25 protein-coding genes are annotated in these 25,770 nt (G+C 63.2%); 16 read left to right on the plus strand and 9 right to left on the minus strand.

Annotated elements, in window-relative coordinates; all coding sequences use genetic code 11:
• Positions 1-11: 11 nt before the first annotated feature.
• Complete coding sequence (locus AC0L2B_RS09955; protein ID WP_473745160.1) at positions 12-644, minus strand: TetR/AcrR family transcriptional regulator; 633 nt, start codon at positions 642-644, stop codon at positions 12-14.
• A gap of 120 nt (positions 645-764) precedes the next feature.
• Between AC0L2B_RS09955 and AC0L2B_RS09960 the strand changes: the two genes are divergently transcribed.
• Entirely contained in the window at positions 765-1,361 is a 597-nt protein-coding gene (locus AC0L2B_RS09960) for an SDR family NAD(P)-dependent oxidoreductase (RefSeq protein WP_473745161.1), read from the plus strand.
• Positions 1,362-1,564: 203 nt separating this feature from the next.
• On the opposite strand, the gene AC0L2B_RS09965 is transcribed toward AC0L2B_RS09960, so the two are convergent.
• Positions 1,565-2,461 (minus strand): LysR family transcriptional regulator, encoded by an 897-nt coding sequence (locus AC0L2B_RS09965; protein WP_473745163.1) that lies wholly within the window; start codon positions 2,459-2,461, stop codon positions 1,565-1,567.
• Between the two features lie 95 nt (positions 2,462-2,556).
• Here AC0L2B_RS09965 and AC0L2B_RS09970 point away from each other — a divergent pair, with 95 nt between their 5' ends.
• The gene (locus AC0L2B_RS09970) at positions 2,557-3,762 is read left to right on the plus strand and encodes an MFS transporter (protein WP_473745165.1); all 1,206 of its coding nucleotides are present in this window, start codon (positions 2,557-2,559) and stop codon (positions 3,760-3,762) included.
• 101 nt (positions 3,763-3,863) lie between these two features.
• Positions 3,864-4,061, plus strand: coding sequence for a LysR substrate-binding domain-containing protein (locus tag AC0L2B_RS09975; protein ID WP_287257832.1), 198 nt, complete (start codon positions 3,864-3,866; stop codon positions 4,059-4,061).
• Between the two features lie 161 nt (positions 4,062-4,222).
• On the opposite strand, the gene AC0L2B_RS09980 is transcribed toward AC0L2B_RS09975, so the two are convergent.
• The 3 genes from AC0L2B_RS09980 to AC0L2B_RS09990 all read right to left on the minus strand — a co-directional run bounded on the left by AC0L2B_RS09980 (position 4,223) and on the right by AC0L2B_RS09990 (position 8,419).
• Entirely contained in the window at positions 4,223-5,005 is a 783-nt protein-coding gene (locus AC0L2B_RS09980) for an ATP-binding cassette domain-containing protein (protein WP_473745166.1), read from the minus strand.
• Entirely contained in the window at positions 4,998-7,253 is a 2,256-nt protein-coding gene (locus AC0L2B_RS09985; RefSeq protein ID WP_473745168.1) for an ABC transporter permease, read from the minus strand. Before AC0L2B_RS09985 ends, AC0L2B_RS09980 begins: the two co-directional genes overlap by 8 nt.
• An 83-nt stretch (positions 7,254-7,336) precedes the next feature.
• Complete coding sequence (locus AC0L2B_RS09990) at positions 7,337-8,419, minus strand: substrate-binding domain-containing protein (protein WP_128182840.1); 1,083 nt, start codon at positions 8,417-8,419, stop codon at positions 7,337-7,339.
• A 246-nt stretch (positions 8,420-8,665) separates the two neighbouring features.
• Here AC0L2B_RS09990 and AC0L2B_RS09995 point away from each other — a divergent pair, with 246 nt between their 5' ends.
• Together AC0L2B_RS09995 and AC0L2B_RS10000 are read left to right on the plus strand one after the other, a co-directional pair.
• A complete protein-coding gene (locus AC0L2B_RS09995) occupies positions 8,666-10,069 on the plus strand; it encodes a selenium-binding protein SBP56-related protein (protein ID WP_128176814.1) in 1,404 nt (467 codons plus the stop codon).
• A 3-nt stretch (positions 10,070-10,072) separates the two neighbouring features.
• Positions 10,073-10,735 (plus strand): hypothetical protein, encoded by a 663-nt coding sequence (locus AC0L2B_RS10000; RefSeq protein ID WP_473745170.1) that lies wholly within the window; start codon positions 10,073-10,075, stop codon positions 10,733-10,735.
• On the opposite strand, the gene AC0L2B_RS10005 is transcribed toward AC0L2B_RS10000, so the two are convergent.
• Positions 10,732-11,160: a L,D-transpeptidase gene (locus tag AC0L2B_RS10005; protein ID WP_023802989.1), complete on the minus strand. Its 429-nt coding sequence runs from the start codon at positions 11,158-11,160 to the stop codon at positions 10,732-10,734. The two genes, AC0L2B_RS10000 and AC0L2B_RS10005, sit on opposite strands and share 4 nt — an antisense overlap.
• Before the next feature lie 229 nt (positions 11,161-11,389).
• Here AC0L2B_RS10005 and AC0L2B_RS10010 point away from each other — a divergent pair, with 229 nt between their 5' ends.
• From AC0L2B_RS10010 to AC0L2B_RS10030, 5 genes are all read left to right on the plus strand, one after another.
• The gene (locus AC0L2B_RS10010) at positions 11,390-12,670 is read left to right on the plus strand and encodes an acetylornithine deacetylase/succinyl-diaminopimelate desuccinylase family protein (RefSeq protein ID WP_473745171.1); all 1,281 of its coding nucleotides are present in this window, start codon (positions 11,390-11,392) and stop codon (positions 12,668-12,670) included.
• A 130-nt stretch (positions 12,671-12,800) separates the two neighbouring features.
• Positions 12,801-14,276, plus strand: a complete 1,476-nt coding sequence (locus tag AC0L2B_RS10015; protein WP_473745172.1) for an ABC transporter substrate-binding protein — start codon at positions 12,801-12,803, stop codon at positions 14,274-14,276.
• 439 nt (positions 14,277-14,715) lie between these two features.
• Complete coding sequence (locus tag AC0L2B_RS10020) at positions 14,716-15,663, plus strand: ABC transporter permease (protein ID WP_473745173.1); 948 nt, start codon at positions 14,716-14,718, stop codon at positions 15,661-15,663.
• The gene (locus tag AC0L2B_RS10025; protein ID WP_473745175.1) at positions 15,660-16,529 is read left to right on the plus strand and encodes an ABC transporter permease; all 870 of its coding nucleotides are present in this window, start codon (positions 15,660-15,662) and stop codon (positions 16,527-16,529) included. The genes AC0L2B_RS10020 and AC0L2B_RS10025 overlap by 4 nt, the downstream gene beginning before the upstream one ends.
• On the plus strand, positions 16,526-18,166 hold the full coding sequence (locus AC0L2B_RS10030) for an ABC transporter ATP-binding protein (protein WP_473745176.1): 1,641 nt from the start codon (positions 16,526-16,528) through the stop codon (positions 18,164-18,166). Before AC0L2B_RS10025 ends, AC0L2B_RS10030 begins: the two co-directional genes overlap by 4 nt.
• Positions 18,167-18,188: 22 nt before the next feature.
• Here the strand turns inward: AC0L2B_RS10030 and AC0L2B_RS10035 are convergent, their stop codons facing one another.
• Positions 18,189-18,620 (minus strand): TerB family tellurite resistance protein, encoded by a 432-nt coding sequence (locus AC0L2B_RS10035; protein ID WP_473745178.1) that lies wholly within the window; start codon positions 18,618-18,620, stop codon positions 18,189-18,191.
• Positions 18,621-18,990: 370 nt separating this feature from the next.
• Here AC0L2B_RS10035 and AC0L2B_RS10040 point away from each other — a divergent pair, with 370 nt between their 5' ends.
• From AC0L2B_RS10040 to AC0L2B_RS10050, 3 genes are all read left to right on the plus strand, one after another.
• Positions 18,991-19,161, plus strand: coding sequence for a hypothetical protein (locus AC0L2B_RS10040; protein WP_473745180.1), 171 nt, complete (start codon positions 18,991-18,993; stop codon positions 19,159-19,161).
• A gap of 100 nt (positions 19,162-19,261) precedes the next feature.
• Entirely contained in the window at positions 19,262-20,095 is an 834-nt protein-coding gene (locus tag AC0L2B_RS10045) for a helix-turn-helix domain-containing protein (RefSeq protein WP_473745182.1), read from the plus strand.
• A gap of 84 nt (positions 20,096-20,179) precedes the next feature.
• The gene (locus tag AC0L2B_RS10050; protein ID WP_473745183.1) at positions 20,180-20,602 is read left to right on the plus strand and encodes a VOC family protein; all 423 of its coding nucleotides are present in this window, start codon (positions 20,180-20,182) and stop codon (positions 20,600-20,602) included.
• Here the strand turns inward: AC0L2B_RS10050 and AC0L2B_RS10055 are convergent.
• Positions 20,599-22,071: a cobyric acid synthase gene (locus tag AC0L2B_RS10055; RefSeq protein ID WP_473745185.1), complete on the minus strand. Its 1,473-nt coding sequence runs from the start codon at positions 22,069-22,071 to the stop codon at positions 20,599-20,601. The two genes, AC0L2B_RS10050 and AC0L2B_RS10055, sit on opposite strands and share 4 nt — an antisense overlap.
• Positions 22,071-22,685 (minus strand): dimethylsulfonioproprionate lyase family protein, encoded by a 615-nt coding sequence (locus tag AC0L2B_RS10060; RefSeq protein WP_473745187.1) that lies wholly within the window; start codon positions 22,683-22,685, stop codon positions 22,071-22,073. The genes AC0L2B_RS10055 and AC0L2B_RS10060 overlap by 1 nt, the downstream gene beginning before the upstream one ends.
• A 150-nt stretch (positions 22,686-22,835) precedes the next feature.
• On the opposite strand from AC0L2B_RS10060, the gene AC0L2B_RS10065 reads away from it, so the two are divergent.
• From AC0L2B_RS10065 to AC0L2B_RS10075, 3 genes are all read left to right on the plus strand, one after another.
• On the plus strand, positions 22,836-24,005 hold the full coding sequence (locus tag AC0L2B_RS10065; protein ID WP_473745188.1) for an isobutyryl-CoA dehydrogenase: 1,170 nt from the start codon (positions 22,836-22,838) through the stop codon (positions 24,003-24,005).
• Between the two features lie 262 nt (positions 24,006-24,267).
• The gene (mmsB, locus tag AC0L2B_RS10070; protein WP_473745189.1) at positions 24,268-25,152 is read left to right on the plus strand and encodes a 3-hydroxyisobutyrate dehydrogenase; all 885 of its coding nucleotides are present in this window, start codon (positions 24,268-24,270) and stop codon (positions 25,150-25,152) included.
• A gap of 275 nt (positions 25,153-25,427) precedes the next feature.
• Positions 25,428-25,658, plus strand: coding sequence for a hypothetical protein (locus AC0L2B_RS10075; RefSeq protein ID WP_473745190.1), 231 nt, complete (start codon positions 25,428-25,430; stop codon positions 25,656-25,658).
• The last annotated feature ends 112 nt before the right edge of the window (positions 25,659-25,770 follow it).

Genomic DNA, 25,770 nt, shown 5'->3' on the forward strand with positions numbered 1-25,770 from the left:
TTGCGACAAACCTAGATGTCAGAGCCAACCGAAGGGGCGCCATAGCGAAGCCCATCCACCAGCAAGCCAACCATCCGTCGTGCCTGGTCGGGGCCTCCGCCATAGCGGTCTGGTGAGCAGAGCCTGGCAATCGCGAACAATAGTTCTTTCGCATCAACGTCCGAGCGAACGTCGCCCGCTTCGGTCGCGGCATCCAGCAAGCTCTGCAGCGCGGGCCGAAGTTTCTCAAGAAAATACAGCGGCAAGGACTCATATGCCGGATCGCCGGAGGAGAAGGCCGCGGCGAGTCCACGCTTGGCAGCGATAAAGTCCACGTAACGCTGCATCCATCGGGCGAGCGCTTCGCCGGGTTCATATTCGGCGGCAATGGCAGATGCAGCATTTGCGCAGGCATCCACTTCGTTACGGAAGACCGCCACGATCAGGTCCGAACGCTGCGGAAAATGCCGATAGAGCGTACCCACGCCAACGCCGGCCTTATCGGCGATCTCTCGCACCGGAGCATCGACCCCCGAAGCCGCAAACACTGCCATTGCTGCTTCGAGCAGCGCCTTGGAGTTGCGTTGCGCGTCCGCACGCACGCGCCGATCCGTCGAGTTTACGGGCTCCAAGCCACCACCCCGCTCCTCCGATTTGTCGTCCATGATTTTTCCACTTGATAAACGGAACGATGTTCCGTATAAAACGGAATGCAGTTCCGATTGGGAAAATTAGCACAGCATGGCGCCGTTGCCTACACGTCAATGCAAAAAGAGGAGATCACCATGCGGGTCAAACCTATTGCCCTGGTCACTGCGGCCAACAAGGGAATCGGACTCCAAATCGCCAGGGATCTGGCGACGCACGGCCTCACCGTGCTGGTAGGGTCGCGCAAGCTCGAGCATGCGGAGACGGCTGCAAACAGCATCGGCGCGGATGCCCGCGCCGTCCAACTCGATGTCACGAAACGGGCCTCGATTGCCGCCGCGGCAAAGCGCATCCGTAACGAGTTCGGTCGCCTCGACGTCCTGGTGAACAATGCAGGCACTTCCGATGCGGGAAAGCAGGGCATCTCGCATGCGGCGTCCCTCGACGAGGGACGCGCAGTGTTCGAGACCAACGTGTTCGGCGTCGTCGCCGTTACGCAGGCGATGTTGCGGCTGCTTGGTGAAGCGCCGGCGGCACGCATCGCCAGCGTCGACCCGTCCAGTCGACAGCGCGCATTGTTCGGCCCTGTTTACAGCCCCTCGGAGACTGCCCTCGATGCGCCGACGCTCGCCTTCGCCATCGAATTTGAGGACGCTGGCGCCGACGCTGCCTGCCCCGGCTTCACTTCGACGAACCTCAACAAATTCGAGGGCACGGCCGAACGGGCCGCGTGAGCCCTTCGCCTTGCGCTCCTCGACGCGAACGGTCCGAGGACGGGCCGTTCCCGTGGTGATCTCGTCCCGATCGCGTGGAGTTTGACCCGGCAGCGCGCTGACCGCCATTCAAGGGCCAAGGCGCCGGGAGAGTGGCGGCGCACCCTGGCTCCGGTGCCGATCGAGCCCGCGTGATCTGCGATCTTGGGGCGGGTCGAAAGGGTCTATCGAGATTGATACCGGAAAGCCGCGACAAAGGCTGCAAACGCCGGCGATTGATTGCGTCGGCTGGGATAGTAAAGATGATAGCCTTGAAAGGTCGGGCACCAGTCGGCAAGGACTTCCTCGAGCCGACCACCCTCAACATGGGGTTGAACAAGAGCCTTCGGCGCATAGGCCAAACCGATGCCGTCGAGGGCCGCGTCAAGTGCCGGCGCGATATTGTTCAGGGTCAGCTGGCCGTCCACACGGACGCTGAACTCGCGTCCGTTCTTCCTGAATTCCCAGGCATATAGCGCGCCTGAGCTGGGAAGCCGCAGATTGATGCAGTTGTGGTCGGTCAAGTCCTGAGGGCTTTTCGGCGCACCCCGACGAGCGAAATAATCGGGTGAGCCGACGACGGCATAACCGACATCGGGACCAATGCGAACGGCCACCATATCGCGGGCGATTGCCTCGCCAAGTCGAACACCGGCATCGAACTGACGCTCGACGATGTTGGTGAAGCCGTTGTCGACAATGAGCTCCACGTTGATGTCCGGGTAGTCTCGCAGGAACGCTGGCAGCCTGGGGCGAAAGACCAGATTGACGGCATCATCGGGGCACACGATACGGATCTGGCCCGAGGGCTGGCCGCGCAGGGCGATGATCGCGCTGATCCCGGCGGCAATGCTTTCGAAATGCGGCTCGATGCTTTCGACGAGGCGTTCTCCGGTCGCCGTGGGCGCCACATCGCGGGTCGTGCGAGAGAGCAGACGGACGCCAAGCCGTTCCTCCATTGCCCTGATCGTATGGCTGAGGGCCGATCGGGTAACACCCAATTTGGCCGCCGCTCGCGTAAAACTGCGCTGCCGAGCGACCTCAAGGAACGCTCGCATCTCACTGAACTCGTCACGCGGCATTGGTGAGCTCCGTTCACTACGACATGCAGATTATAGCTGCTAGTCTGACAAGACCAGCCCGGCTACCTAATCTGTCGACGGACAGGAGCGCACGAATGGCTATCGAACTGACACTGGATGACACGCTGGCGGCTGAAGGGGCGGTAACGCCATGGGCCGCCGTCACCTGCCTCTCGCTTTTGACCTTTCTCCTGGTCGGCCTGGAGTTCATGCCGGTGAGCCTGTTGACTCCGATTGCGCAGGACCTGGCCATTTCGGAAGGCCAGGCCGGACAGGCGATCGCCGTGTCGGGGCTCTTTGCCGTGATCACCAGCCTGTTCGGCAACGCACTCCTGGCCAGGTTCGACCGGAGAACGGTCGTCCTGCCCTACACGGCAGTGCTGGTCGCATCGAGTTTGGCTGTTGCCCTCGCTCCCAACTTCCTGGTGTTTCTGGCCGGACGGGCCCTGGTCGGGATCGCGATCGGCGGCTTCTGGTCGCTCTCCACGGCCATTTTGGCGCGCCTGGCCTCAGGCTCCGACCTGCCCAAGGCGATCGCCCTGCTGCAGGGCGGAACTGCATTGGCGATCGTCATCGCCGCACCGCTCGGCAGCTTCCTCGGCGAATTGATCGGGTGGCGGGGCACCTTCCTCGTCACAGTCCCGGTCGGCATCGCGGCGCTCGTCTGGCAACTGGCCATTCTGCCAAAGATGCCGCCGATGGAGGCCGTTTCGGTATCCAGCATGTTCCGTCTGCTGCGCAATCGGACATTCACCATCGGCATGGCCGCAACTGGACTCGCATTCATGGGAATGAATTCGCTGTCGATCTATCTGCGCCCATTCCTTGAAAGCGTCACCGGCCTCGACGTGAACGTCCTGTCGCTGGTGCTGCTGGGCCTCGGCCTAGGAGGTCTGGCGGGACTGTCCATCGCCGGCTTTGTTCTCCGGCGAAACCTCACTGCCGTGCTGATCGGGCTGCCGAGCGCGCTTGCGCTCCTCGCCCTGCTCCTGATCGCAGTGGGACCGGTGCTTTGGGCCACGGCTTCGCTTCTGGTTCTTTGGGGGCTGTTCAACACCCCGATTCCGGCGGCGTGGGGTACATGGATGGCTCAGATCATTCCCGACGATCTTGAAGCTGGAGGCGGGCTGCAGGTCGCATTGATCCAGTTCGCCATCGCCGGCGGCGCTTCCGCGGGCGGCATGCTGTTCGACACTGCCGGCTGGTGGAGCGCCTTCCTGCTCGCCGCCGCCCTGCTGGCGGGCTCAGCCCTGCTCGCCGCCGCCGCCAGCCCTCGCGCTGCTGCGGTGCAGAACCTTTGATCGCGAAGGGACAGCGCCCGGACAGCGCCCCCCTGTCCTGCCGGACAGAGGGGGGCGCGAAGGATCACTACAGAGCGCTTTTATTCTGAACCGCCGCATTCTTGGCTGGGCTGGGCATTGCTGCGCTGCCCGACTTCCTTACCGACGTGCCGATCGCGGAGGGTACATTGAGACAAGTGATGGCGGATTATCCCTCGCCAGAGGCGGGGATCTATGTGGTGAGGCCACCTGGCGGGATTGCGCCCAGAAAGGTGCGTGCGCTGATTGACATCCTCATCGAATGGTTCGGCGCCCGTTGAGCGCAATCATTGCGACCTTCGGGTGGTGATCGCGGCGCAACGGCGAGAAAGCGCAGCCAACACCGGTCCCTTCGCCATCTCGGGCCACAATCTCGATGGACTTAGAGTGGGTGGTTTTAGCCGCATTTCTGCGACGCCAGGAGAAAAGTGATCCTGATCGGTCAAAGCATTGCCTCATCGGCCGTAAGTGCATGCTCTCGCGTGCCGGAGACGATGATCTCCAGGACCTCATGCTCGTCGGTGTTTTTGATGTAGCGATCGCCGACGTTCTCGCCGCGCTTAAGCACCATCACGCGGTCGCCCACAGCGAAGATGTCAACGAGGCGGTGGGAGATGATGATCTGGGCAACGCCCTGCTTTTTCAGTTCCAGCATGGTTTCGAGCAGCCGCTCGGTCGCCATCACTGAGAGATTGGCGGTCGGCTCGTCGAGTATCACCACGCGCGGCTGAAAGGAGATAGCGCGGGCAATCGCCACCGATTGCTGGCGGCCGCCCGAAAGGCTCTCGACCTTTTGATAGACGGAGTTCACGTCGACCTTGAGCCGCTTCAGCACACTGTCGGCTTCCGCGTACATTTTCCGCCGATTGACGAAAAGGCCCCTGCGCGGCCAACGGCCAAGAAAGATATTCTGACCGACATCCATATTCCCGCAAAGAGCGAAATCCTGGTAGATCATCTCGATGCCGGCGTCGCGGCTTTCGTGCGGGCTCTTGAAGTGCACCGGCTGCCCGGCGACGAAGATCTCGCCGCCCGCGTCGCGCTGGTAGGCGCCGGTCAGGATCTTCATCAGCGTCGACTTGCCGGCCGAGTTGTCGCCGACGAGGCCCAGGATCTCGCCGGGATAGAGCACGAGGTCGACGTTGCGGAGCGCCTGCACCGCACCGAACGCTTTTTCGATGCCCCGCATTTCTATGATCGGTGCAGGCGTGGTCGGGTCACGCATGGGTCGTTTCCGCCGTCCTTGTGCGCCGCGCGAGGCGCGCTCGCAGGCGGCCGAAGATGTTGGCCTGGCGCACCCAGATGTCAATCAGCACCGCCACGATCAGGATGCCTCCGATGAAGACGTTGATCCAGTGCTGCGGCATGGTAAAGCCCTGGACATTGAGCTGCAGCAGCGCCCGGATCAGGGTGATCACCGCCGCCCCGGCGAGCGCCCCGATCACGGTGCCGTAGCCGCCGAAGATCGAACCGCCGCCGATGATCACCGAAGCGATGGCGTCGAGCTCGCGGAACTGGCCGGCCACCGGGTTGAAGCTGCGGAAGTAGGCGACGTTGATGATCCCGGCCATTGTCGCGCAGAGCGCCGCCAGCATGAGCGCGAGGAACCGCACCCGGTTGGTGTTGATCCCGGCATAAGCGGCGGCGCGAATGTTGCCGCCGGTCGCATAGACCTTCTGCCCGAACGGCATGTAGGCGAGCACGACGCCGGCAATGAGGGCGACCAACAGCATCCAGATGGTCTGGACGCTCACCACCTCGGCGATCGAGCGCAGCAGCCCGTCCGGCAGCGAGATGCGGTAGTGCAGCAGGATGTCATTCACCTTGCGGCCAAGCAGGTTGTAGCCCTCGGGCCAGCCGGTGAGCTGCTGCCCGGCGACGAACCAGGCGGCGAGGCCGCGGGCGATGTAGAACATGCCGAGCGTGGCGATGAAGGCCGGCAGCTTCAAGCCGACGGTGACGATCGCGTTGACGAGGCCGGCGCACATGCCCGCCAGCAGGCCCATCGCCACGGCGGTCACGGGGTCGGCGCCGAGGACCTTGAGGAAATAGGCGGCAGTGCTGCCAGCGAGGGCAAGCACCGCCCCGACGGAGAGGTCGATATCGCCGGCGGCGATGACGTAGGTGAGCCCGATGGTGATCAGCGCAAGCTCGGTGTAGTTGAGCAAGATAGCGAAGCTGTTGGACAGGTTCCACCAGTAGTCCGGCCGGAGCGCGAGGCCGGTCAGCCACAGGAGCGCGGTCAGGATGACGGCGAGCGCGTCGCGCCGGGCGAGGAACTTGCCGAACCCGGTGGCCGACAGCGCCATGTCGGTCGCCATCGCGCCCTTGGTCTGCACCCCCTCGATCGCAATGCCGCCGATCTCGTAGGCCGGTGGCGGCGGCCGGCCGCGGAGCCAGGCCCAGAGGCGCCCTGCCACCTGGCGGCGGATGAGATAGGGCTCGATGAGCACCGCGATGACGAGCAGCAGCCCGAGGAACACCGGCACCGCGCCGACCGGCAGCGAGAAAACGGCGTTGACCGTGATCTCCTCGTCGCCGATCTTGATGATGCGCGTGATCGGCCAGCCCTCGCGCAATACCTTGTCGAGCAGCACCACCAGCAGGGCGCCAAGGCAGGATCCGGCGACCCGGCCGCGGCCGCCGAGGATCGAGGCGCCGCCGATGATCACGGCCGCAATGACGGTCAGCTCACCGCTGACGCCGTAGAGCGGCGTCACGCCCTTGTCCTGGGCAGCTGACATCAGGCCGGCCAGCGCCGCGCAGAGCGAGGAGATCAGGAAGGCTCGGATGCGCACCCAGTTGGTCGGGATGCCGGCATAGGACGCCGCCTGCTCGTTGCCGCCGGTGGCGAAGGTCTCGTAGCCCCAGCGCGTCTTGGCGAGCACATATGCGCCGATCACGGCGACAACGACGAAGATCACGATCTGGTTGTTGAAGCCGAGGAGGTTGGTCTCGCCGAGGTGAAAAAAACCCGGATAGCCGGCCGCCTTGGCAGGGTAGTAGATCGCCTGGCCGTGAGTGAGCGCCAGCACGAAGCCGCGGCCGATGAAAAGTATCGTCAGCGTGGCGATGAACGCCGGCACCTTCAGGATCGTGACGAGCACGCCGTTGATCAGCCCGATAAGCGTGCCGAGCAGCAGGCAGAGGATCGCCGACGTGACGACGCCGAGGTCAAGGAAGTTCGGCGCGAACAGCCTGGCAAAGACGACGGCGACTAGGCCGTAAGTTGAACCGACCGAAAGATCGAGGTCCTTGTTGACGATGACGAAGGTCACTCCGACCGCGATGATGGCAACCCGCGAGGTGTCGCGGAGCAGCGAGTGAAACGCTCCTGTTGACCCGAAGAACGCGGGATTGACGAGAGCGCCGCCGAGATAGAGCAGCAAAAGCAAGGCAACGAGCCCCACCTCCCAGCCGCCGACAATCTGGGACGGCGCACGGCCGAGCGATGTGGTCGCGGTAAGCGCCATGGTCTCTTCTGGTCGATTTCCTGCTGCCGCATTGCGGGAGAGCCTGCGCTCTCCCGCAATGATTTCAGACGTTCCGAGTGGACTCAGTTCTCGAAGCGCTTGCCGACATCCTCGACGGTCTCCTTCGTCACCAGTTGGGCGCGTGTGTCGAGGTTGGCCGCCGCGATGCCGCGGTCGATCTCCAGATAGAGCTGCATGACCGGCCAGAAGCCCTGCAAGAAGGGCTGCTGCCCGAGCGCGCCGGTCAGATCGCCGCTCTTCATCGCGTCCTGCTGGGCCGGGCCGAGGTCGAAACCGTAGGCGCAGATCTTGCCGGTCATTCCGGTCTGAGCGACGGCCTTGGCAAGCGCCGGCGTGAACACGTTGTTGCCGGCGAACGCGCCTACGACATCGCCGCGCGATTCGAACAGCGTCACGATGCCGTTCACCGGGTCATTCGGATTGGTGTCTATACCGGTGTTCTCCGGACCCGCGTCGACCTTGAAGGCATCAAGCTTGCCGGCATCCTTCAAGCCCTTAACGATGGCGTTGAAAGCCGAAGTGACGCGGTTATTCACCTCGATGTTGCCCATTGCGGTCGACGACGGCAGGACGATCGAACCCTTCTCTATACCCTTGTCCGCGAGGCACTTGACAAGCGCCTCGCCGGCGATTGCGGCAGCGGAGGCGTCCTGGCCGGTGTGGCCGATGCCGCTGCGGTTGAGGATCGTGCCGTCAAAGGAATTGGTCGTAGCGACCGGTATGCCCTTCGCCTCGGCGGCCTTGACGATGTCGTTGTAGGCGCCGACCTGGGGCGTTGTCATGATCAGCCCGTCGATCGTCGGATCCTGCACGATCTGGTTCAGGATTTCGATCTCGCGGGCAGGGTCGTCAGTCGGCGATTCCGAGCCGAGCAGCAGGACCTTGGCGCCGATCAGGTTGCCGGCGACGGTCGCGCCGACGTAGACCGGATCGAAGAAGCCATTGCCGGCAGTGTGTGTCACGATAGCGAATGTGAGGTGACCATCGGCCGAATGGAAGTCCTTGGTACCGGGGGCCTCCTTTGCGGCTTCTTCGAAGCTGTAGCCGCCGACCGCCTTGTCGACGCCGCCCGATTGTGCGTAGGCGTTCGATACGCCGAGCGATAACGCCGCGGCACATGCCGCGAGCGAGAAAATACGTTTCATGATTATCCTCCCTTGCAACCAACGGTCGGAAGCCGTTCGGGCGCATTTATTCAGGATTCCGAATGCTCCCTCCCACCCCGTATATTCTGCCCAAAGTCTGCCCACGTAAATAGTGCTAGCGCGACGCGGTGTCAGACAGACGAGGAGACTTGGTGTATTGTGATCCCTACCTGGGCCGCATTTCAAAAGGGAGCGACACGGAGAGCACCAAAAAAAGTTTCACAAACGCGTAGGGAGGATACCGCGATGAATCTGCGACCAGACCCCACATTCTATCCGTCACCTCGGCTGGCTATGGAAGGGCCGCCGGAAACTCTGGCCTACACGTTGATGCTTAGCCCGGACTTCTCGCAACCCGACGGTTTGGCTGTGGTGAATGTCGATCCAAATTCGCCGGATTTCGGCAAGATCGTCCACACTGTGATCATGCCAAACAAGGGCGATGAGTTTCATCACTTCGGCTGGAATGCGTGTTCTTCGGCGCTATCACCACTGACTGGCCACGCCTTTTTGGAGCGTCGTTATCTGATCATTCCGGGCATTCGTTCGTCGCGCATCTACATAATTGATGTGAAGGGCGGGCCGACAGCCGCCAAGATTCACAAGATCATCGAACCCGCAGAAGTCTTTGCCAAGACGGGCTATTCCCGCCCGCATACGATCCACTGCGGACCCGAGGGCATCTATGTCTCGACCCTCGGCGGCGGTGGCAAGGACGGTACCGACGGTCCTCCGGGCATTTTCATCATGGATTGCCAGACCTTCGATGTCATTGGCCGCTATGAGATAGATCGTGGCGCCCAGGACAAGCACTACGATTTCTGGTGGAACCTGCCGCGCGACTACATGGTCAGTTCCGAATGGGCCCTGCCGCCGCAGTTCGAAAACGGCATCGTCCCTGAGGATCTACTGTCCAACAAGTACGGCCACCGCATGCATTTCTGGGATCTGCGTGCGCGTAAGAACATTCAGACCATCGATCTGGGCGCCAATCACCAAATGGCGCTCGAAATCCGCCCGGCACATGATCCAGTCCAGCAATACGGCTTCTGCGGCGTTGTGGTCGATACCACCAATCTCGAAGGCTCGATCTGGACTTGGTGGCGCGACGCAGATGGCAAGTTCCAGGCCAAGAAGACGGCGGTCATCCCGCCTCAACCGGCCAACGCCGACGATCTGCCGGATCTTCTGAAGGGTTTCTCGGCGGTGCCCCCGCTGGTCACCGACATCGACCTCAGCCTCGACGACAAGTATCTCTATGTGGCTTGTTGGGGTACGGGTGAAATGCATCAATACGATGTCAGCGACCCGATGAAGCCGGTTCTGGCGGGCAAGGTCGAACTGGGTGGGATCGTCAAGAAGACCAAGCACCCCTGTGGCAAGGTCTTCGGCTATGGGCCACAGATGGTCGAGATTAGCCGCGACGGCAAGCGTGTCTATTGGACCAATTCGCTCTACTCGACCTGGGACGATCAGTTCTATCCCGGTGAGCGCGGCGGGGCGATGGTGAAGGCCGATGTTGGCGCCAATGGTGGCCTGACGCTCGACACCAACTTCTTCGTCGAGTTCCCCAAAGGCTATCGAACGCACCAGATCCGGCTTGAAGGCGGCGACTGCTCTACCGACAGTTTCTGCTACCCATCGGCCTAGGTGTTGCCCGAACTCCTTTCGACCACAGCCGGCCTCTGGTTTGCTGTGGTCGCCAGCGGGATTTACCATGGCGCAAACCCGGGTATGGGCTGGCCGCTTGCTGTTTCGGCCGCCCTGATGGAACGGCGAGCCCATGCGCTGCCGGGCGCACTCCTGGCGCTGGCGTTCGGGCATCTTGTCGCCATGACGGTGGTCCTCTTGCCCTTCGCACTGATGACCATGCTGGTTGATTGGCAAACCGAGATCCGCGTTGGCGCAGGTCTAATTGTCGTCGCGCTCGGAGTCTGGCTGCTCTTCAACCGGCGGCATCCTAGATTTCTGGCGCGCGTGCCGCCGTCGCGACTGGCGCTCTGGTCCTTTCTCGTCGCCGTCGCGCATGGCGCCGGCCTGATGCTGGTGCCGATCTACCTCGGCCTGTGCGGCGGCGTTGAAACGGATGCCGGGCACCGTGCCGCGACCGCCCTCATTGCACGAACTGCAGCGCTCTCGATCGGCGTGGCAGCGGTCCACACCGGCGCGATGGTCACTGCGGGCGGCGCTTTGGCCTTCGGCGTCTATCGGTGGCTGGGATTAAAGTTTCTTTCGAAAAGCTGGTTTGATCTAGATGTGATCTGGGCGCTAAGCCTGGTTCTGGTCGGGGCGATCGGCGTGTTTTCCGCGCTCTAGTTGGTCACCACGATCCGCGTGTTGCGGAAGCCGGCTTGCCGCACCATCGAATAGAAGGCGGCGGCATTGGACGGGTGCAGTCGCACGCAGCCATGCGACGCTGGGCGCCCGAGAGATTTTACTGCGCCGGTGCCATGGATGGCATAGCCGCCGCGGTAGAACACCGAATGAGGCATCGGCGACATGTCGTATTTGCGCGAATACCACATCCGTGCCGTTCGTTGCGGCCGGTAGCTGCCGCGCGGCGTGATATAGCCTTTGCGCGCCGTGGATACGCGCCATCGGTAGACCGCCCGGCCGTATCTTACAGTCATCGTCTGCGATGACACGTCGATCCTTGCAACCAGCTTGGCTGCCCAGCCCTCGACCGAAGAACCGAACAGCATCGTTGCCAGTGCCGCTGCCATGAGAACGGTCTTTTTCATGCGATCAAACCCCTTTGATTGCCCTTGCCTGCCTGCCTTCACGCTATTCTTCATCCTTTAATCGCAAGTGAATGAGGTAACCACACACCTCTGACGAATTCACCAATCCAAAGCAGCGAATTTGAACGATTTCCCGCGATAGTTGCCGTGGCGACATCTAATCACATAACTAGGGCGCGACCCGCCAACAGGCTTGCCAAAACGCACCGTTGGCTGCTCAATTCGTCGAATGAACGAACTCCTGCTGAAAGCGGTCGATGATCGGGTCGACGACCTGGTCGCGCTGACCGCGGACCTGATCCGCTTTCCGACTATCAACCCACCCGGCGAGGCCTATCGGCCATGCGCCGAATACGTCGGAGCGCGGCTGAAAAAGCGCGGTTTCGAAGTCGAATTCATCCGCGCCGAAGGCACGCCCGGCGACACCGACCGCTACCCGCGCGTCAACGTCGTCGCCCGCTTCGATGGCCGCTCGCCCGGCGCCTGCGTGCATTTCAACTCGCATATCGACGTGGTCGAAGCCGGCGACGGCTGGAGCCTCGATCCCTTCGCCGGCATCGTCAGGGATGGCAAGGTCCATGGCCGCGGCGCCTGCGACATGAAGGGCGGCCTGGCCTCCTCGATCATCGCCGCCGAGGCCTTCATGGAGGTTTTCCCCGACTTCCCGGGCGCCATCGAGATTTCGGGCACGGTCGACGAGGAGTCCGGCGGCTTCGGCGGCGTCGCCCATCTGGCAAAGCTCGGCTATTTCTCCAGGCCGAAGGTCGACCACGTCATCATCCCCGAGCCGTTGAACAAGGATCGCATCTGCCTTGGCCATCGCGGCGTCTGGTGGGCGGAGATCGAGACCAAGGGCGAGATCGCGCACGGCTCGATGCCGTTCCTCGGCGACAATGCGGTGCGCCATATGGGCGCCCTGCTAAGGGCTTTCGAGGACGATCTGTTCCCGGCGCTCGACCGCAAGGTGACGCGCATGCCGGTCGTGCCCGACGGGGCCAAGCGCTCGACCATGAACATCAACTCGATCCATGGCGGCCAGACCGAGGATTTCCGGCCTGGCCTGCCCTCGCCCAATGTCCCCGATTCCTGCCGGCTGACCATCGACCGCCGCTTCCTGCTCGAAGAGGATCTTGGCACGGTCAAGCGCGAGGTGACCGATATCCTCGACCGGCTGAAGCGCGAGCGCAAGAAATTCGACTACGAGATCCGCGATCTCATGGAGGTGCTGCCGCTGATGACCGAGCGCGATGCGCCGGTGGTCAAGGCGGTGGCGCGGGGCATCATGGAGGTATTCGACCGCGAGCCCGACTACGTGATCTCGCCCGGCACCTACGACCAGAAGCACATTGCCCGCATCGGCCACATCTACGACTGCATCGCCTATGGCCCGGGCATTCTCGACCTCGCCCACAGGCCCGACGAATGGGTGGGGATATCAGACATGGTCGAATCGGCCAAGGTGATGGCGATCGGGCTCAACGTGCTGCTGAGGGGCGCGAGCGCTCGGTAGCCGGTGATGGGCGGAAAAACATTCCTGCCGGCGCCGCCGGAAAGCACGAAACGCAATTTACTCCTTGGTGAAATCACGCTTCTATCCACCGGGTTTCGAGCATGTTTTTGAGCATATCGGGAGTTGCACGATGAAATTGTGGAAAACCATTCTCACCGCTGCGGCCCTGGTGCTGTCTGCCGGAACATCGGCATTTGCCGCGCGCGATCTGGTCATCGGCATCACGCTCGAACCTCCGCATCTCGATCCGACCGCAGGTGCTGCGGCGGCGATCGACGAGGTGCTTTACGCCAATGTGTTCGAGGGGCTGACCCGCATCGGCCCGAACGGCGAGGTGCTGCCGGCTCTGGCCGAAAGCTGGACCGTTTCCGACGACGGTAAGGTCTACACCTTCAAGCTGCATAGCGGCGTGAAATTCCATGACGGCACCGACTTCAATGCCGACGACGTCAAATTCTCGCTCGATCGCGCCCGTGCCGACAACTCCGTGAACGCACAAAAGGGCCTGTTCGCCGCCATCGATACGGTCGAAACGATCGATCCGGCGACGGTCAGGATCACGCTGAAGAACCCGCACAGTTCGTTCCTCTACAATATGGGCTGGGGCGACGCGGTCATCGTCGCGCCGGAGACAGCCGACACCAATAAGGAAACGCCTGTCGGCACCGGCCCGTTCAAGTTCCAGACCTGGGCCAAGGGCTCGTCGATCACGCTGATCAAGTCCGACGCTTACTGGGGTGCCCCGGTCTCCCTCGACAAGGCCGAGTTCCGCATCGTCACGGATGCCGCAGCCGCCGTTCCGGCGCTGCTTTCCGGCGATGTTCAGGCCTTCCCGTTCTTCGATCCCGACAGCGTCGCCCAGATCCAGGGCGACCCGCGCTTCAAGGTGGTGATCGGCGCGACCGAGGGTGAGACCATCCTTTCGATGAACAACAAGAAGCCGCCTTTCGACCGGCTGCAGGTCAGGCAGGCGATTTCGTTTGCGCTCGACCGCAAAGCGATCATCGACGGCGCCTCGGCCGGCCTTGGCGTGCCGATCGGCTCGCACATGTCGCCCGCCAACAAGGCCTATGTCGACCTCACCGGTCTCTATCCGCACAATGTCGAGAAGGCCAGGGAACTCTTGAAGGAAGCCGGCCTGGAGAACGGCTTCAAGGCGACGCTGAAACTGCCACCACCCCCCTATGCGCGACTTGGCGGCGAGATCATCGCGTCGCAGCTTCGCGATGTCGGCATCGATCTGCAGATCGTGCCGGTGGAATGGGCGCAGTGGCTGGACCAGGTCTTCACCAAGAAGGACTACGACCTGACCATCGTTTCCCACACCGAACCCAACGACATCGATATCTATTCGCGCAAGGATTATTACTTCAACTACGACAACCCGACCTTCGACAAGATCATCGCCGATCTGAACCTCACCTCCGATGAGGCCAAGCGCATGACGCTGCTCGGCGAGGCGCAGAAGATACTGGCCGACGATGCCGTGGTCGGCTTCCTCTACGAACTGCCGAAAGTCGGCGTCTGGGACGCCAAGCTCGAGGGTTTTTGGGCAAATGCGCCGATCCAGGCCAATGATTTGACCAAGGTGAAGTGGACGGAGTGAGGGGCTGCTGGCCAAAGGGGCGAAGCTTGCAGCCGGTGGCACCCCCCTCTGTCCTGCCGGGATGCCTGGCCCGAGCCGCAGGGCAATCGCTTCAGTTCTGCGCTGCCCCTCATCGCCCTGCCGGGCACTTCTCCCCGTATAGTGACGGGGAGAAGGACGCCTTCGCAAAGGATTTCGCCAATCTCCAGCGTTGCAGAAGGGGTGCCAAGGTTGCGGCCAGCCACCTTCTCCCCGTCACTATACGGGGAGAAGGTGCCGGCAGGCGGATGAGGGGCGGCGCCGACATTAACAGTTGGCCGGTCGAGCGCTATATTTTGTCTGAAGCAACTGCCCTGCCGAGACCCGTGGCTCGGGCCGGCGCGTCCGGCAGGACAGACGGGGACGTGAAAGAGCACTGTCGCCGGGTCTTTGCGTCCGGCAGCGCTGCGGTCCTCCGCCCATGACCGCCTATCTCCTCAAGCGTCTTGCCATCGCGCTCATCACGCTGGTCCTGGCCTCGATGGTGGTCTTCGCCGTGCTGGAGATCATTCCCGGCGACCCGGCGCGGCTGATGCTGGGCATGAATGCCAGCGCCGACCAGGTCGAGTTGCTGCGCAACCAGATGGACCTCAACGCGCCGCTCGCCGCGCGCTATCTGCACTGGGCCGGCGGCTTGCTGAGCCTCGATTTCGGCCGTTCCTACACCTATTCGGTGCCGGTCATCGACCTGGTCCGCGAGCGCATCGTGGTCTCGCTGCCGCTGGCCCTGATCGCGCTGGCGCTGTCCACCATCATCGCCATTCCGGTCGGGCTGTTTTCCGCCGGCCGGCACGGGCGGGCCGGCGACACGATCGCGATGGGCGCCGCCCAGCTTGGTGTTGCCGTGCCGAACTTCTGGTTTGCGCTGATGCTGATCTACCTGTTTGCGGTCTGGCTGCGGCTGGTGCCGGCCGGCGGCTTTCCGGGATGGAGCGCCGGCGTCTGGCCGGCGCTGAAATCGCTGGTCCTGCCGGCGATCGCGCTCGCTCTGCCGCAAGCGGCGATCCTCGCCCGAGTCACCCGCTCGGCGCTGATCGAAGTGCTGAACGAGGACTATATCCGCACTGCCCGCGCCAAGGGTCTGCCCTATCGCGCGGTGCTGTGGCGGCACGCGCTGCGCAACGCAATGATCCCGATGCTGACCATTCTCGGCCTGCAGTTCGCCTTCCTGCTCGCCGGCACCATCATCATCGAGAACGTCTTTTATCTCCCCGGCCTCGGCCGGCTGGTGTTCCAGGCGATCACCCAGCGCGACCTGATCGTCGTCGAAAGCGTCGTCATGCTGCTGGTCGCCGCCGTCATCGCCGTCAACCTGCTTGTCGACCTCTCCTATGCGGTCGTCGATCCGCGGCTGAGAAGCCGCCAATGACGCTGCGCTTCGACATCCCGGAGGAAAATTTTGCCGACGTCCTCGTCAAGGCTTTCACCAACCGCTCGTTCCTCACCGGCTTCGTCATCACTGCACTTGTGGCGGCGGTCGCCATCGTCTCGTTCTTCTGGACGCCTTTTGACGTCACCAGGCTGATCATCGCCGACAAGACCCAGGCACCCTCGCCGGCGCACTGGTTCGGCACCGATCATTTCGGCCGCGACATTTTTTCCATGATCATGGTCGGGGCCCGCAATTCGATCGCCGTGGCGCTGGTGGCGGTCGGTATCGGCATGGGCGTTGGCGTGCCGCTCGGCGCCCTTGCCGCGGCGCGCGGCGGCGTCGTCGACGAGGCGGTGATGCGGCTGAACGATCTCGTCTTCGCCTTCCCTGCCCTGCTGTCGGCGATCATGATCACCGCCATCTTCGGCCCGGGCGCGCTCAACGCCATCGTCGCCATCGGCATTTTCAACATCCCGGTCTTCGCCCGCGTCGCCCGGGCCGGCGCGCTGGCGATCTGGCCGCGCGAATTCATCCTCGCCGCGCGTGCCGCCGGAAAAGGCAAAGCACTGATCACCATTGAACACGTGCTGCCCAACATCGTTACTTTGCTCCTGGTGCAAGGCACCATTCAGTTCGCGCTCGGCATCCTGGCCGAAGCCGGGCTTTCCTATGTCGGGCTCGGCACGCAGCCGCCGATGCCGAGCTGGGGGCGGATGCTGTTCGACGCCCAGACGCGCATGGGGATGGCGCCGTGGATGGCGATCTTTCCAGGCATGGCGATCGTCGTCACCGTGCTTGGACTGAACCTGCTCGGTGACGGTATTGCCGACATCCTCGACCCCAAATCGCGGCGGCAGCGATGAGCCTGCTCGAAATCGAGAGATTGTCGCTGACGATCGGCGACACGCCGATCCTGAGGGATGTCGAGCTCGCCGTCGCGCCCGGCGAGGTGATGGGGCTGGTCGGCGAATCCGGCTCGGGCAAGTCGATCACGGCATTGACGGTGATGCGGCTTCTGCCCTGGGCGGCGCGCGCCAGCGGGCGCGTCGTCTTCGACGGCATCGACATCCTCGCGGCCAGCGAAGACCAGATGTGCGCGCTGCGCGGCGATGATATCGGCATGGTTTTCCAGGAACCGATGACGGCGCTGAACCCGGTCAAGACCATTGGCGAGCAGGTCGCCGAAGGCATCCGCTGGCACACCAGGGCAAGCCGCGCCGACGCCGAGGACCGCGCTCGAAAAATGCTCGACAGGGTCGGCTTGCCCGCAGCGCAATTCCCGCTGTCGCGCTATCCGCACGAGCTTTCCGGCGGCCAGCGCCAGCGCGTCGTCATCGCCATCGCCTGCGCGCTAAAACCAAAACTGCTGATCGCCGACGAGCCGACGACGGCGCTCGACGTCGTGCTGCAGGCGCAAATCCTCGACCTGTTGCGCGACCTGGTTTCAGAAAACCGCATGGGTCTGCTGTTGATCTCGCATGACCTCGCGGTGGTGACCGAAATGGCGGAGCGCATCACCATCCTGCGCCACGGCGAAGTGATGGAGGCCGGCGACACGGCGCGCACCTTGTCCGAGCAGCTTCATCCCTACACAAGACAACTGGCGCAGGCCTCGATGCATGTGCCGGCGCGTGCCAGGACAAACGAGGTCGGCCAAGACAACCCCATGCTCCAGGCCAAACCTCTTCTTCAGGTAGAAAGCGTGACGCGGGACTATCCGGGACGGCGCAAATCGCTGCTGAAGCGCGCGGTTCCGACCCGCGCCGTCGACGATGTCTCGTTCTCGATCGATCCTGGGCAGTCTGTGGCGCTGGTCGGGCGTTCCGGTTGCGGCAAGTCCACGCTTGCCCGCATGGTCCTGGCGCTGGACGGGCCGACATCGGGAACGATCCGGTTTCGCGGCGAAGTCATCACCGACAAGAGCGAGGCGGAGCTCAAGCCGGCGCGCCGCGACATGCAGGTGGTGTTCCAGGACCCATACGGCTCCTTCGATCCGCGCCAGAAGGTGGAAAAACTGGTCGCCGAGCCACTGCACGTCCTGGAGAAAAGGCCGACCAATGCAGAGCGGCGCGAGATGGTGGCAAAGGCCTTGCACGAGGTCGGCCTTGGTCCACGCGACATGGACAAATATCCGCACGAATTTTCAGGCGGCCAGCGCCAGCGCCTGTCGATCGCCCGCGCCATCATCACCCGCCCCAAGCTGGTTGTCGCCGACGAGCCGGTCTCGGCGCTCGACGTCTCGATCCGCGCCCAGATTCTCGATCTGTTCGCCGAGCTCAACCAGAAGCTCGGCGTTGCCTATCTGTTCATCACCCACGATCTGACCGTTGCCCGCGCCATTACCGACCAGGTGATGATCATGCATGCCGGCAAGATCGTCGAGCGCGGCAGGACGAGCGATGTTCTCGACCATCCGCAGTCCGAAGCCGCCAAGGCGCTGGTCGCTGCGGCCCCGGACCTGCACCGCGCGATTGCCCGGCGGCTACAGGAACAGGGGTAAACAGCCGACCGTCGGGAGAGGCTTACCGTTCGGCCTTCACCACATCGGCCGGGCTGATGTCGAGCAAGTCGAGGGTGCGGCGCAAGAGCTGCATCTCTGTCCCGGCAAGTTGCGAATCGGCCTTGGCGATCTCGGCCATATGGCGGGCAAGCAGGCTGCGCCTCTCGACGTCGAGGTCACGGAACTGCGCGATGGCTTGCGAGCCGTTGGTCTCGTAGCCGAACTCGTTGAGATACTCGATGACGCTGTCGATGCTGGCTTCCGGAATGCCGAAGGCTTCCCGGCAGATGCGCCTGAAGGCGGCCATTTCACTCTCGTTGACCGTGCCGTCGGCCAAGATCATGCGAAACAGCATCAGCAGTTCCGCCGACAGCACCGGATCGTCCGCGACCTTGCGCACGCCGGGGTCGCCGTCGAAGATCGAGCGTATCTGCTCCAGCAGTGCGAATGCCATCAGCGACCCCTTTCCGATTCGTTGCAAATAGGTAGCGCGGAATCGGGCTTGCGCAAATGGTCGGCTGCTCTTCCCTTCTCCCCTTGTGGGAGAAGGTGGATCGGCGCGTAGCGCCGAGACGGATGAGGGGTGCTGGCCGGAGCGCTGTCGGTTCCAAGCCGGAACACCCCTCATCCGACCGAGCTTCGCTCGGCCACCTTCTCCCACAAGGGGAGAAGGGAGAAGGCGCCCACAGCAACGCGCCGCATCCTCCGGGCCACTCCCATCAAGCTACCGGCTGACCGGGCGAACCCGCTGCGCACGCTGATTGGTGTGTGAACGGGGCGCCTGATAGAATGCGGTTGTACGAATCATGTCGGAGGAGCCACACATGAATCTCAGTGCGCCTACGCAGCTTATTTTCATCATATCCCTTGTTATCGCCATCATCGGTCTTCTCGCCGCTCTCGGCGTTTTTGCGTTCATTCCCCTGGCCTCGGTGTGGATCGTCCTCATCGCTTATGTCGTGCTTGCCGGCGGCTGCCTGGTTCGCGGCGCTTAAGCCCTCAGATCTCTCAGGCAACTCGGAGCGCCCGGCCACAAGCCGGGCACTTTTGATTCTGAGGGTTGGTCTGCTACCATCCGCGGGCGGAGGAAAGCTCATGTCTGCCCAGAGCGAAGACGGCAGCAACCAGCACAGTCCTGGCCTCGACCGGTTCGAGATGGTTCGGCGTGCGCCTGGCCCTTGGCTCCAGGGTTCAGTCACTGACATCTGCGGCTACCGCGAAACCATGCCCGGCCGTTTCCGCAACGTCGAATACGCATCGCTGACCGTGCCGCTGGTCATCAGCTTTGCCGAACCCTTCGCCATCGGGCTCGGCAAGGAGCCGGGCGACAACGACCGCTTCGCCAGTTTCGCCGCCGGCCTCTATGCCGGTCCGGTGGTGATCGAATCCCGCGGCGGCGCCTGCTGCATCCAGGTCAATTTCACCCCGCTCGGCGCCCGACGCTTCTTCGGCCTTGCGATGAGCGAACTGACCGACCGCATGGTCGGCCTCGACGATGTGCTCGGGATCGAAGGCATCGCGCTGCGCGAAAGACTTGGCAATGCGCACGGCTGGAGCGCACGTTTTGCCATTGTCGAGACGTTCGTCGCCGCGCGGCTGACTGACGCCCGCGAAATGCAGGCCGAAATCGCCTGGGCCTATGACCGGATCATCGTCTCGGGTGGCCGCATTCGCGTCGCATCGCTCGCCGACAGGCTGGGCTGGAGCCGCAAGCATCTCGCGGGAAAATTCTCCAACGCGATCGGCGTCGGCCCCAAGACGCTGTCGCGCATCGCCCGCTTCAACCGGGCGCTCGGCCTGTCAAGGCAGGACAAATCCGATTGGGCTGATATCGCCGCCGATTGCGGCTATGCCGACCAGGCGCATCTGGTGCGCGAATTCCGCGACCTTGCCGGCGAAACGCCGACGGCGCTGGCCGCCCAGGCATAGAGGCGCAGGTAACATTTCTTCAAGACGTGGGAAAAGCCTTCGCCCAGACTGGATTATCGTCCAATCCAATTGAAGGAGATCGCCATGACCATGTCAGTCGAACCGCCCAGGCTCTATCCGACCTTGCGCTACCGCAATGCCGCGAAAATGATCGACTGGCTGGGTGAAGCCTTCGGCTTTGCCGTTCATGCCCGCTACGGCGAAGGCGACATCGTCCAACACGCCGAAGTGACTTTCGGCTCTTCGATGATCATGCTGGGCACCGCACGCGACGACAAGTTTGGCCAGATGGTCGGTGCGCCTGGCCCGGGTGGCGGCAGATCGATCTATGTTGCCGTCGACGATGCCGATGCCGCTTATGCCAGAGCAAAAAAGGCCGGCGCCGAAATGCTGGAAGAGCTCACCGACCGCGACTATGGCAGCCGCGAGTTCATCTGCCGCGATCCGGAAGGCAATGTCTGGTCGTTCGGCACCTATTGGCCAAAGGCCGGTGAGCCCGCCAGCTAACGCGCCAGACCAAAGATGGCGTCGCAGTCGAGGTGGGTTTCCAGTTCGGCTGCGACCTCGTCCAATGCCCGTTCGACCTCGGCGCGATAATCGATGCCGCCGCCTTTGACGCCGAGATTTTCCAGGAATTTCGCCCGAAAAGCGTCGGCGGAAAACAGCCCGTGCAGATAGGTCCCCGACACCTTGCCGTCGGCGGAGACGGCGCCGTCATCGGCGCCGTTGATGACGGCGGACGGCCGCAGCGTGTCGGGACCGGTGGTGCGGCCGAGATGGATCTCGTAGCCCTCGAGCGGCAGGTCGAACTGGACCGAGCGCGCGCTGACATTGCGCACCGTCTTTTCCGGTTGCATCACCGTTTCGACGTCGAGCAGGCCGAGCCCCTCGGTCTCGGTGGCGCTGCCCTCGATGCCGTCGGGATCGCGCACGACACGGCCGAGCATCTGGAAGCCGCCGCAGATGCCGACGACGTGGCCGCCGCGCTTGCGGTGGGCGACAAGGTCGCGGTCCCAGCCATTCTCGCGGAATCTTAGCAGATCGCCGATCGTCGACTTCGAGCCGGGAATGACCACCAGCCCAGCGTCGTCCGGCAAATGCTGGCCGGGCGGCACGAAGACGACCTCGACCTGCGGCTCGGCCTTGAGCGGGTCGAGGTCGTCGAAATTGGCGATGCGCGAAAGCATCGGCACGGCCACCTTCAGCGCGCGCTTCTCGCCGGACGCCAGGCGTTCGAGCACAACCGAATCTTCCGAGGGCAGCCGCGCCGCCGCCTTCAGCCACGGCACGACGCCAAAACAGCGCCAGGCGGTGAAACTCTCGATCGCCTTGATGCCGTCATCGAACAGCGAGACATCGCCGCGGAACTTGTTGATGAGATAGCCGACGATCATGCGCCGGTCCTCTTCCGGCAGGATCAGATGGGTGCCGGCGACCGAGGCGATGACGCCGCCGCGGTCGATGTCGCCGACCAGGATCACCGGCACGTTGGCGCGCGTCGCAAAGCCCATATTGGCGATGTCGCGGCTCCTGAGATTGATCTCGGCCGGCGAGCCGGCGCCTTCGACGATGACGAGGTCGGCACCCTCGGCGACCTTGGCCCAGGATTCGAGCACGGCATCCATCAGCCGGGCTTTCAGCGCCTGGTAGTCGCGCGCCCGCGCCTCGCCGAACACCTTGCCCTGCACCACCACTTGGGCGCCGATATCGGTCTGCGGCTTGAGCAGCACCGGGTTCATATGGACCGTGGGCGCAACGCCACAGGCGATCGCCTGCAGCCATTGGGCGCGGCCGATCTCGCCGCCGCGTCTGTCGCCCGGTATATTGGCGACGGCGGCGTTGTTCGACATGTTCTGCGGCTTGAACGGCCGCACCTTCAGCCCACGCTTTTTCGCCACGCGGCAGAGGCCCGCGACCAGCACCGTCTTGCCGACATCGGAGCCTGTGCCCTGCAGCATGATCGCCTTGGCCGCCATTAATACCTGCCCTGTGAAACGCTGCCGGTGATCGTGGATTTCGCGGCCAGTGGTCCGCCGCGCCAGATGTAGAGCGCCAGCAGAGGCTCCTTGCCGGTGCGCATGGCATGGCTGACATCAGAGGCATGGTGGATCACCTCACCCGCCTCTCGCTTGCGAAAGTCGTCTTCGTCCATGCGCCATTCGGTGCCGCCGGTCAGCGGAATGTAGATCTCCTCGGCGACATGATGGTGGTCGGGATAGACGATTTCAGGTCCGAGGATCAGCAAGCCGGCCGCGACCTCGTCGTTGACGAAATGGCCGCGCATGCCGAAGACCTCCAGCCAGCCGTACTTGTCGATGAATGTCTTGCCGAGATCCGCCTCGCTGTAGGTCTGCCCCCAGCGCAGCTCGCCGCGACGCTCCGCAAGCAGCCGCGCCAACGGCTGGGCGTTGGCCGGAGCAAGCTCGACGATGCGGTCGAGCTCGCGCAGGCAGGCAAGCGGACGCGGCTCGAGCGGACGCGCCGGCATGACCCAGCCGATCCGGGCCACCGCATCGCGCACCAGCGCATCATCGAATGTTTCGAGCGTGGCGTGGAACCGTTCAAGCAGCTCATCGAAATTTGTCGTCACGCCTTGCCCCAGACACGCATTATCACACAGCCGCCCCAGATCGTTGGATGGAGCTAGTCGGCTTGCGCGGCGGCATCATTGGTCTAGATTGAACCGCGCGCAAAGCCAAAAACGACAGGCCAGGAGGCCGAAGACATTACGGAGCACGCCATGGACGCCGCTGTTGATGCGGGCACCAGCCAGTTCGAACTCAACGAGGACCAGCGCGCCATCCAGCAAATGGCCGAGGCCTTCGCTGCCGATCGCGTTGCGCCGAACGCGCTCGACTGGGACCGCAACAAGCATTTTCCGGCGGACGTGATCCGCGAGACTGGCCCGCTCGGGCTTGGCGGCATCTATGTCGGTGACGATGTCGGCGGCTCAGCGCTCGGCCGGCTCGACGCGGTGCTGATCTTCGAGGCGCTTTCGCGCGCCGATCCGGCCTTCTCCTCCTTCATCTCGATCCACAATATGGTGGCTTCGATGATCGACCGCTTCGGCAGCGACGAGCAGCGCCAGCACTTCCTGCCGAAGCTGACCTCGATGGAATGGCTGGCGAGCTATTGCCTGACCGAGCCGGGTTCGGGATCGGATGCTGCGGCGCTGAAGACGCGTGCAGTGAGGAGCGGCGGCGACTATGTGCTGAACGGCGTCAAGCAGTTCATTTCGGGCGCCGGCGACAGCGACCTTTACATCGTCATGGCGCGCACCGGCGCCGACGGTCCGAAGGGTATTTCGACCTTCGTCGTGCCGAAAGATGCGCCCGGCCTGTCTTTCGGCGCCAACGAGCACAAGATGGGCTGGCACATGCAGTCGACCCGCCAGGTCGTCTTCGAGGACTGCAAGGTGCCGGGTGAAAACCTGCTCTCGGACGAAGGCGCCGGCTTCGGCATCGCCATGGCCGGGCTCGACGGCGGCCGGCTCAACATCGCCGCCTGTTCGCTGGGCGGGGCGCAATCGGCGCTCGACAAGGCGCTGTCCTACACCGCCGAACGCAAGGCCTTCGGAGCCAAGATCAACCAGTTCCAGGCGCTGCAATTCAAGCTGGCCGACATGGAGACCGAGTTGCAGGCAGCACGGATATTCCTTTACGCCGCTGCCTCGAAGCTCGACCGCAAGGCCCCGGACGCCTCGAAATGGTCGGCGATGGCGAAGCGCTTCGTCACCGACGTCGGCTTCAACGTTGCCAACGACGCGCTGCAACTGCATGGCGGCTATGGCTATCTGCACGATTACGGCATCGAGAAGCTGGTGCGGGATTTGCGCGTTCACCAGATTCTCGAAGGCACCAACGAGATCATGCGCGTCATCATCGCACGCGCGCTGATCGGGCGGCAGTAGGGCAGTAGGGCAGTAGAAATGACCGGCAGGATCAATTCTTACAAGGACCTATTGTATGGCAGCAGGGGAGATATCTGGCGCATGATCAAGCTTATCAGATGCGACCTAGGCATCGAAAAAATGCTTCGCAACTTCTAAGCAACTAGCGCCCGAATAGGCTGCCCTACTGCCCTACTGCCCTACTGCCCTACTGCCCTACTGCCCTACTGCCCTACTGCCCTACTGCCCTACTGCTGCCTTACCCAAACCACGGAGTGCCACCATGACCACCATCGCCTTCATCGGCCTCGGCAATATGGGCAATCCGATGGCAGCCAATCTCGTCAAGGCTGGATATGCCGTTCACGGCTTCGACCTGATCCCGGAAAATCTCGCCAACGCCAAGGAGCATGGGGTCGTCGTCATGGCCAATGCCGTTGCCGCGGTGAAGGAGGCCGATGTGGTCATCACCATGCTGCCGGCCGGCAAACACGTTCTGTCGGTCTATGAAGACATCGTGCCAAAAGCGAAAAAAGGCGCGCTGTTCATCGATTCCTCGACCATCGACGTCGAATCGGCACGAAAAGCCCACGCCATTGCCGCCAGACACAAGCTGCTGTCGATCGACGCGCCGGTTTCCGGCGGCACCGGCGGCGCCGCCGCCGGCACGCTGACCTTCATGGCCGGCGGCGCGAAGGAAGCTTTTGCCAAGGCCGAACCAATCCTCAAGCCGATGGCCGGCCGCATCGTCCATTGCGGCGATGACGGCGCCGGACAGGCGGCAAAGATCTGCAACAACATGATCTTGGGCATTTCGATGATCGGCGTCGCCGAAGCCTTCGTTCTGGCGGAAAAGCTCGGCCTGTCGCACCAGGCGCTGTTCGACGTCTCCTCGAACTCGTCGGGCCAGTGCTGGTCGCTGACCACCTACTGCCCGGTCCCTGGTCCGGTGCCGACATCGCCGGCCAACAATGGCTACAGGCCGGGGTTTGCCGCGGCACTGATGCTGAAAGACCTGAAACTGTCGCAGGAAGCCGCGCAAAGCGCCGGTGCGGTGACGCCGCTGGGCGCCGAGGCCGCCCAGCTTTATGCGCTGTTCAACGCCCAGGGGCATGCCGCTGCCGACTTCTCCGGCATCATAAATTTCCTGCGCGGCACCCCGGCGTAATGCATGTCGCCCAAAAGCTTGGGCTTACCCCCCCAAGGGTGCGCAAAGCGTGCGCAGCAGACGCGACGCGCTTTCAACCTCGAACTCGACCGACTTTCGGTTTCCGGCAAGAAACGCGGAAATTTAGATTTGCTTAAACTATCGATAACCACCCGGTAACGATGTCCCTGTAGAACGGAGTGCGAGGCGGCCTATCGCAACCGCCCGGCGCTCCGGATCAGGTCTCGCGTACCGGAGCCCGTAAGTTTCGCCAAGTGTTCAGTCAGCGAAGCGCCATGCGTATCTGGCAAAGCCGCGTTCCCGATGGAGCGCGGTTTTTGCATTTCGCATTCTTCAACGACAGTGAGACGATCGCCCTGGCGCGTCTCCAGACGGTCGTCGGCCTGGTGGCGGCGGTCCTGACCGACGTCGACCCACAGATGGTCGCTGCAACGCTCCCCAGCCCGGCAGGGCCATCGCAGGTGGATGGCCGAGGTTTTCGCTCTACGACGGACCCCCACCCCTGACCCCTCCCCACAGGGGGGAGGGAGACTTCCGCTGGCGCTGACCTTGGCAACTTGCCTGCCTTCGGCGCCAAAGGGGAGAAATAAAGGCGCGCGGCAGCTTCCCTCCCCCTTG

The organism is Mesorhizobium sp. WSM4815 (genome assembly GCF_055811575.1).

Bases quoted from the DNA above. Each gene is read 5' to 3' on its own strand.
- AC0L2B_RS09955 (WP_473745160.1), bottom strand. From the start codon at position 644: ATGGACGACAAATCGGAGGAGCGGGGTGGTGGCTTGGAGCCCGTAAAC.
- AC0L2B_RS09960 (WP_473745161.1), top strand. From the start codon at position 765: ATGCGGGTCAAACCTATTGCCCTGGTCACTGCGGCCAACAAGGGAATC.
- AC0L2B_RS09965 (WP_473745163.1), bottom strand. From the start codon at position 2,461: ATGCCGCGTGACGAGTTCAGTGAGATGCGAGCGTTCCTTGAGGTCGCT.
- AC0L2B_RS09970 (WP_473745165.1), top strand. From the start codon at position 2,557: ATGGCTATCGAACTGACACTGGATGACACGCTGGCGGCTGAAGGGGCG.
- AC0L2B_RS09980 (WP_473745166.1), bottom strand. From the start codon at position 5,005: ATGCGTGACCCGACCACGCCTGCACCGATCATAGAAATGCGGGGCATC.
- AC0L2B_RS09985 (WP_473745168.1), bottom strand. From the start codon at position 7,253: ATGGCGCTTACCGCGACCACATCGCTCGGCCGTGCGCCGTCCCAGATT.
- AC0L2B_RS09990 (WP_128182840.1), bottom strand. From the start codon at position 8,419: ATGAAACGTATTTTCTCGCTCGCGGCATGTGCCGCGGCGTTATCGCTC.
- AC0L2B_RS09995 (WP_128176814.1), top strand. From the start codon at position 8,666: ATGAATCTGCGACCAGACCCCACATTCTATCCGTCACCTCGGCTGGCT.
- AC0L2B_RS10005 (WP_023802989.1), bottom strand. From the start codon at position 11,160: ATGAAAAAGACCGTTCTCATGGCAGCGGCACTGGCAACGATGCTGTTC.
- AC0L2B_RS10010 (WP_473745171.1), top strand. From the start codon at position 11,390: ATGAACGAACTCCTGCTGAAAGCGGTCGATGATCGGGTCGACGACCTG.
- AC0L2B_RS10015 (WP_473745172.1), top strand. From the start codon at position 12,801: ATGAAATTGTGGAAAACCATTCTCACCGCTGCGGCCCTGGTGCTGTCT.
- AC0L2B_RS10020 (WP_473745173.1), top strand. From the start codon at position 14,716: ATGACCGCCTATCTCCTCAAGCGTCTTGCCATCGCGCTCATCACGCTG.
- AC0L2B_RS10025 (WP_473745175.1), top strand. From the start codon at position 15,660: ATGACGCTGCGCTTCGACATCCCGGAGGAAAATTTTGCCGACGTCCTC.
- AC0L2B_RS10030 (WP_473745176.1), top strand. From the start codon at position 16,526: ATGAGCCTGCTCGAAATCGAGAGATTGTCGCTGACGATCGGCGACACG.
- AC0L2B_RS10035 (WP_473745178.1), bottom strand. From the start codon at position 18,620: ATGGCATTCGCACTGCTGGAGCAGATACGCTCGATCTTCGACGGCGAC.
- AC0L2B_RS10040 (WP_473745180.1), top strand. From the start codon at position 18,991: ATGAATCTCAGTGCGCCTACGCAGCTTATTTTCATCATATCCCTTGTT.
- AC0L2B_RS10045 (WP_473745182.1), top strand. From the start codon at position 19,262: ATGTCTGCCCAGAGCGAAGACGGCAGCAACCAGCACAGTCCTGGCCTC.
- AC0L2B_RS10050 (WP_473745183.1), top strand. From the start codon at position 20,180: ATGACCATGTCAGTCGAACCGCCCAGGCTCTATCCGACCTTGCGCTAC.
- AC0L2B_RS10055 (WP_473745185.1), bottom strand. From the start codon at position 22,071: ATGGCGGCCAAGGCGATCATGCTGCAGGGCACAGGCTCCGATGTCGGC.
- AC0L2B_RS10065 (WP_473745188.1), top strand. From the start codon at position 22,836: ATGGACGCCGCTGTTGATGCGGGCACCAGCCAGTTCGAACTCAACGAG.
- mmsB (WP_473745189.1), top strand. From the start codon at position 24,268: ATGACCACCATCGCCTTCATCGGCCTCGGCAATATGGGCAATCCGATG.
- AC0L2B_RS10075 (WP_473745190.1), top strand. From the start codon at position 25,428: ATGCGTATCTGGCAAAGCCGCGTTCCCGATGGAGCGCGGTTTTTGCAT.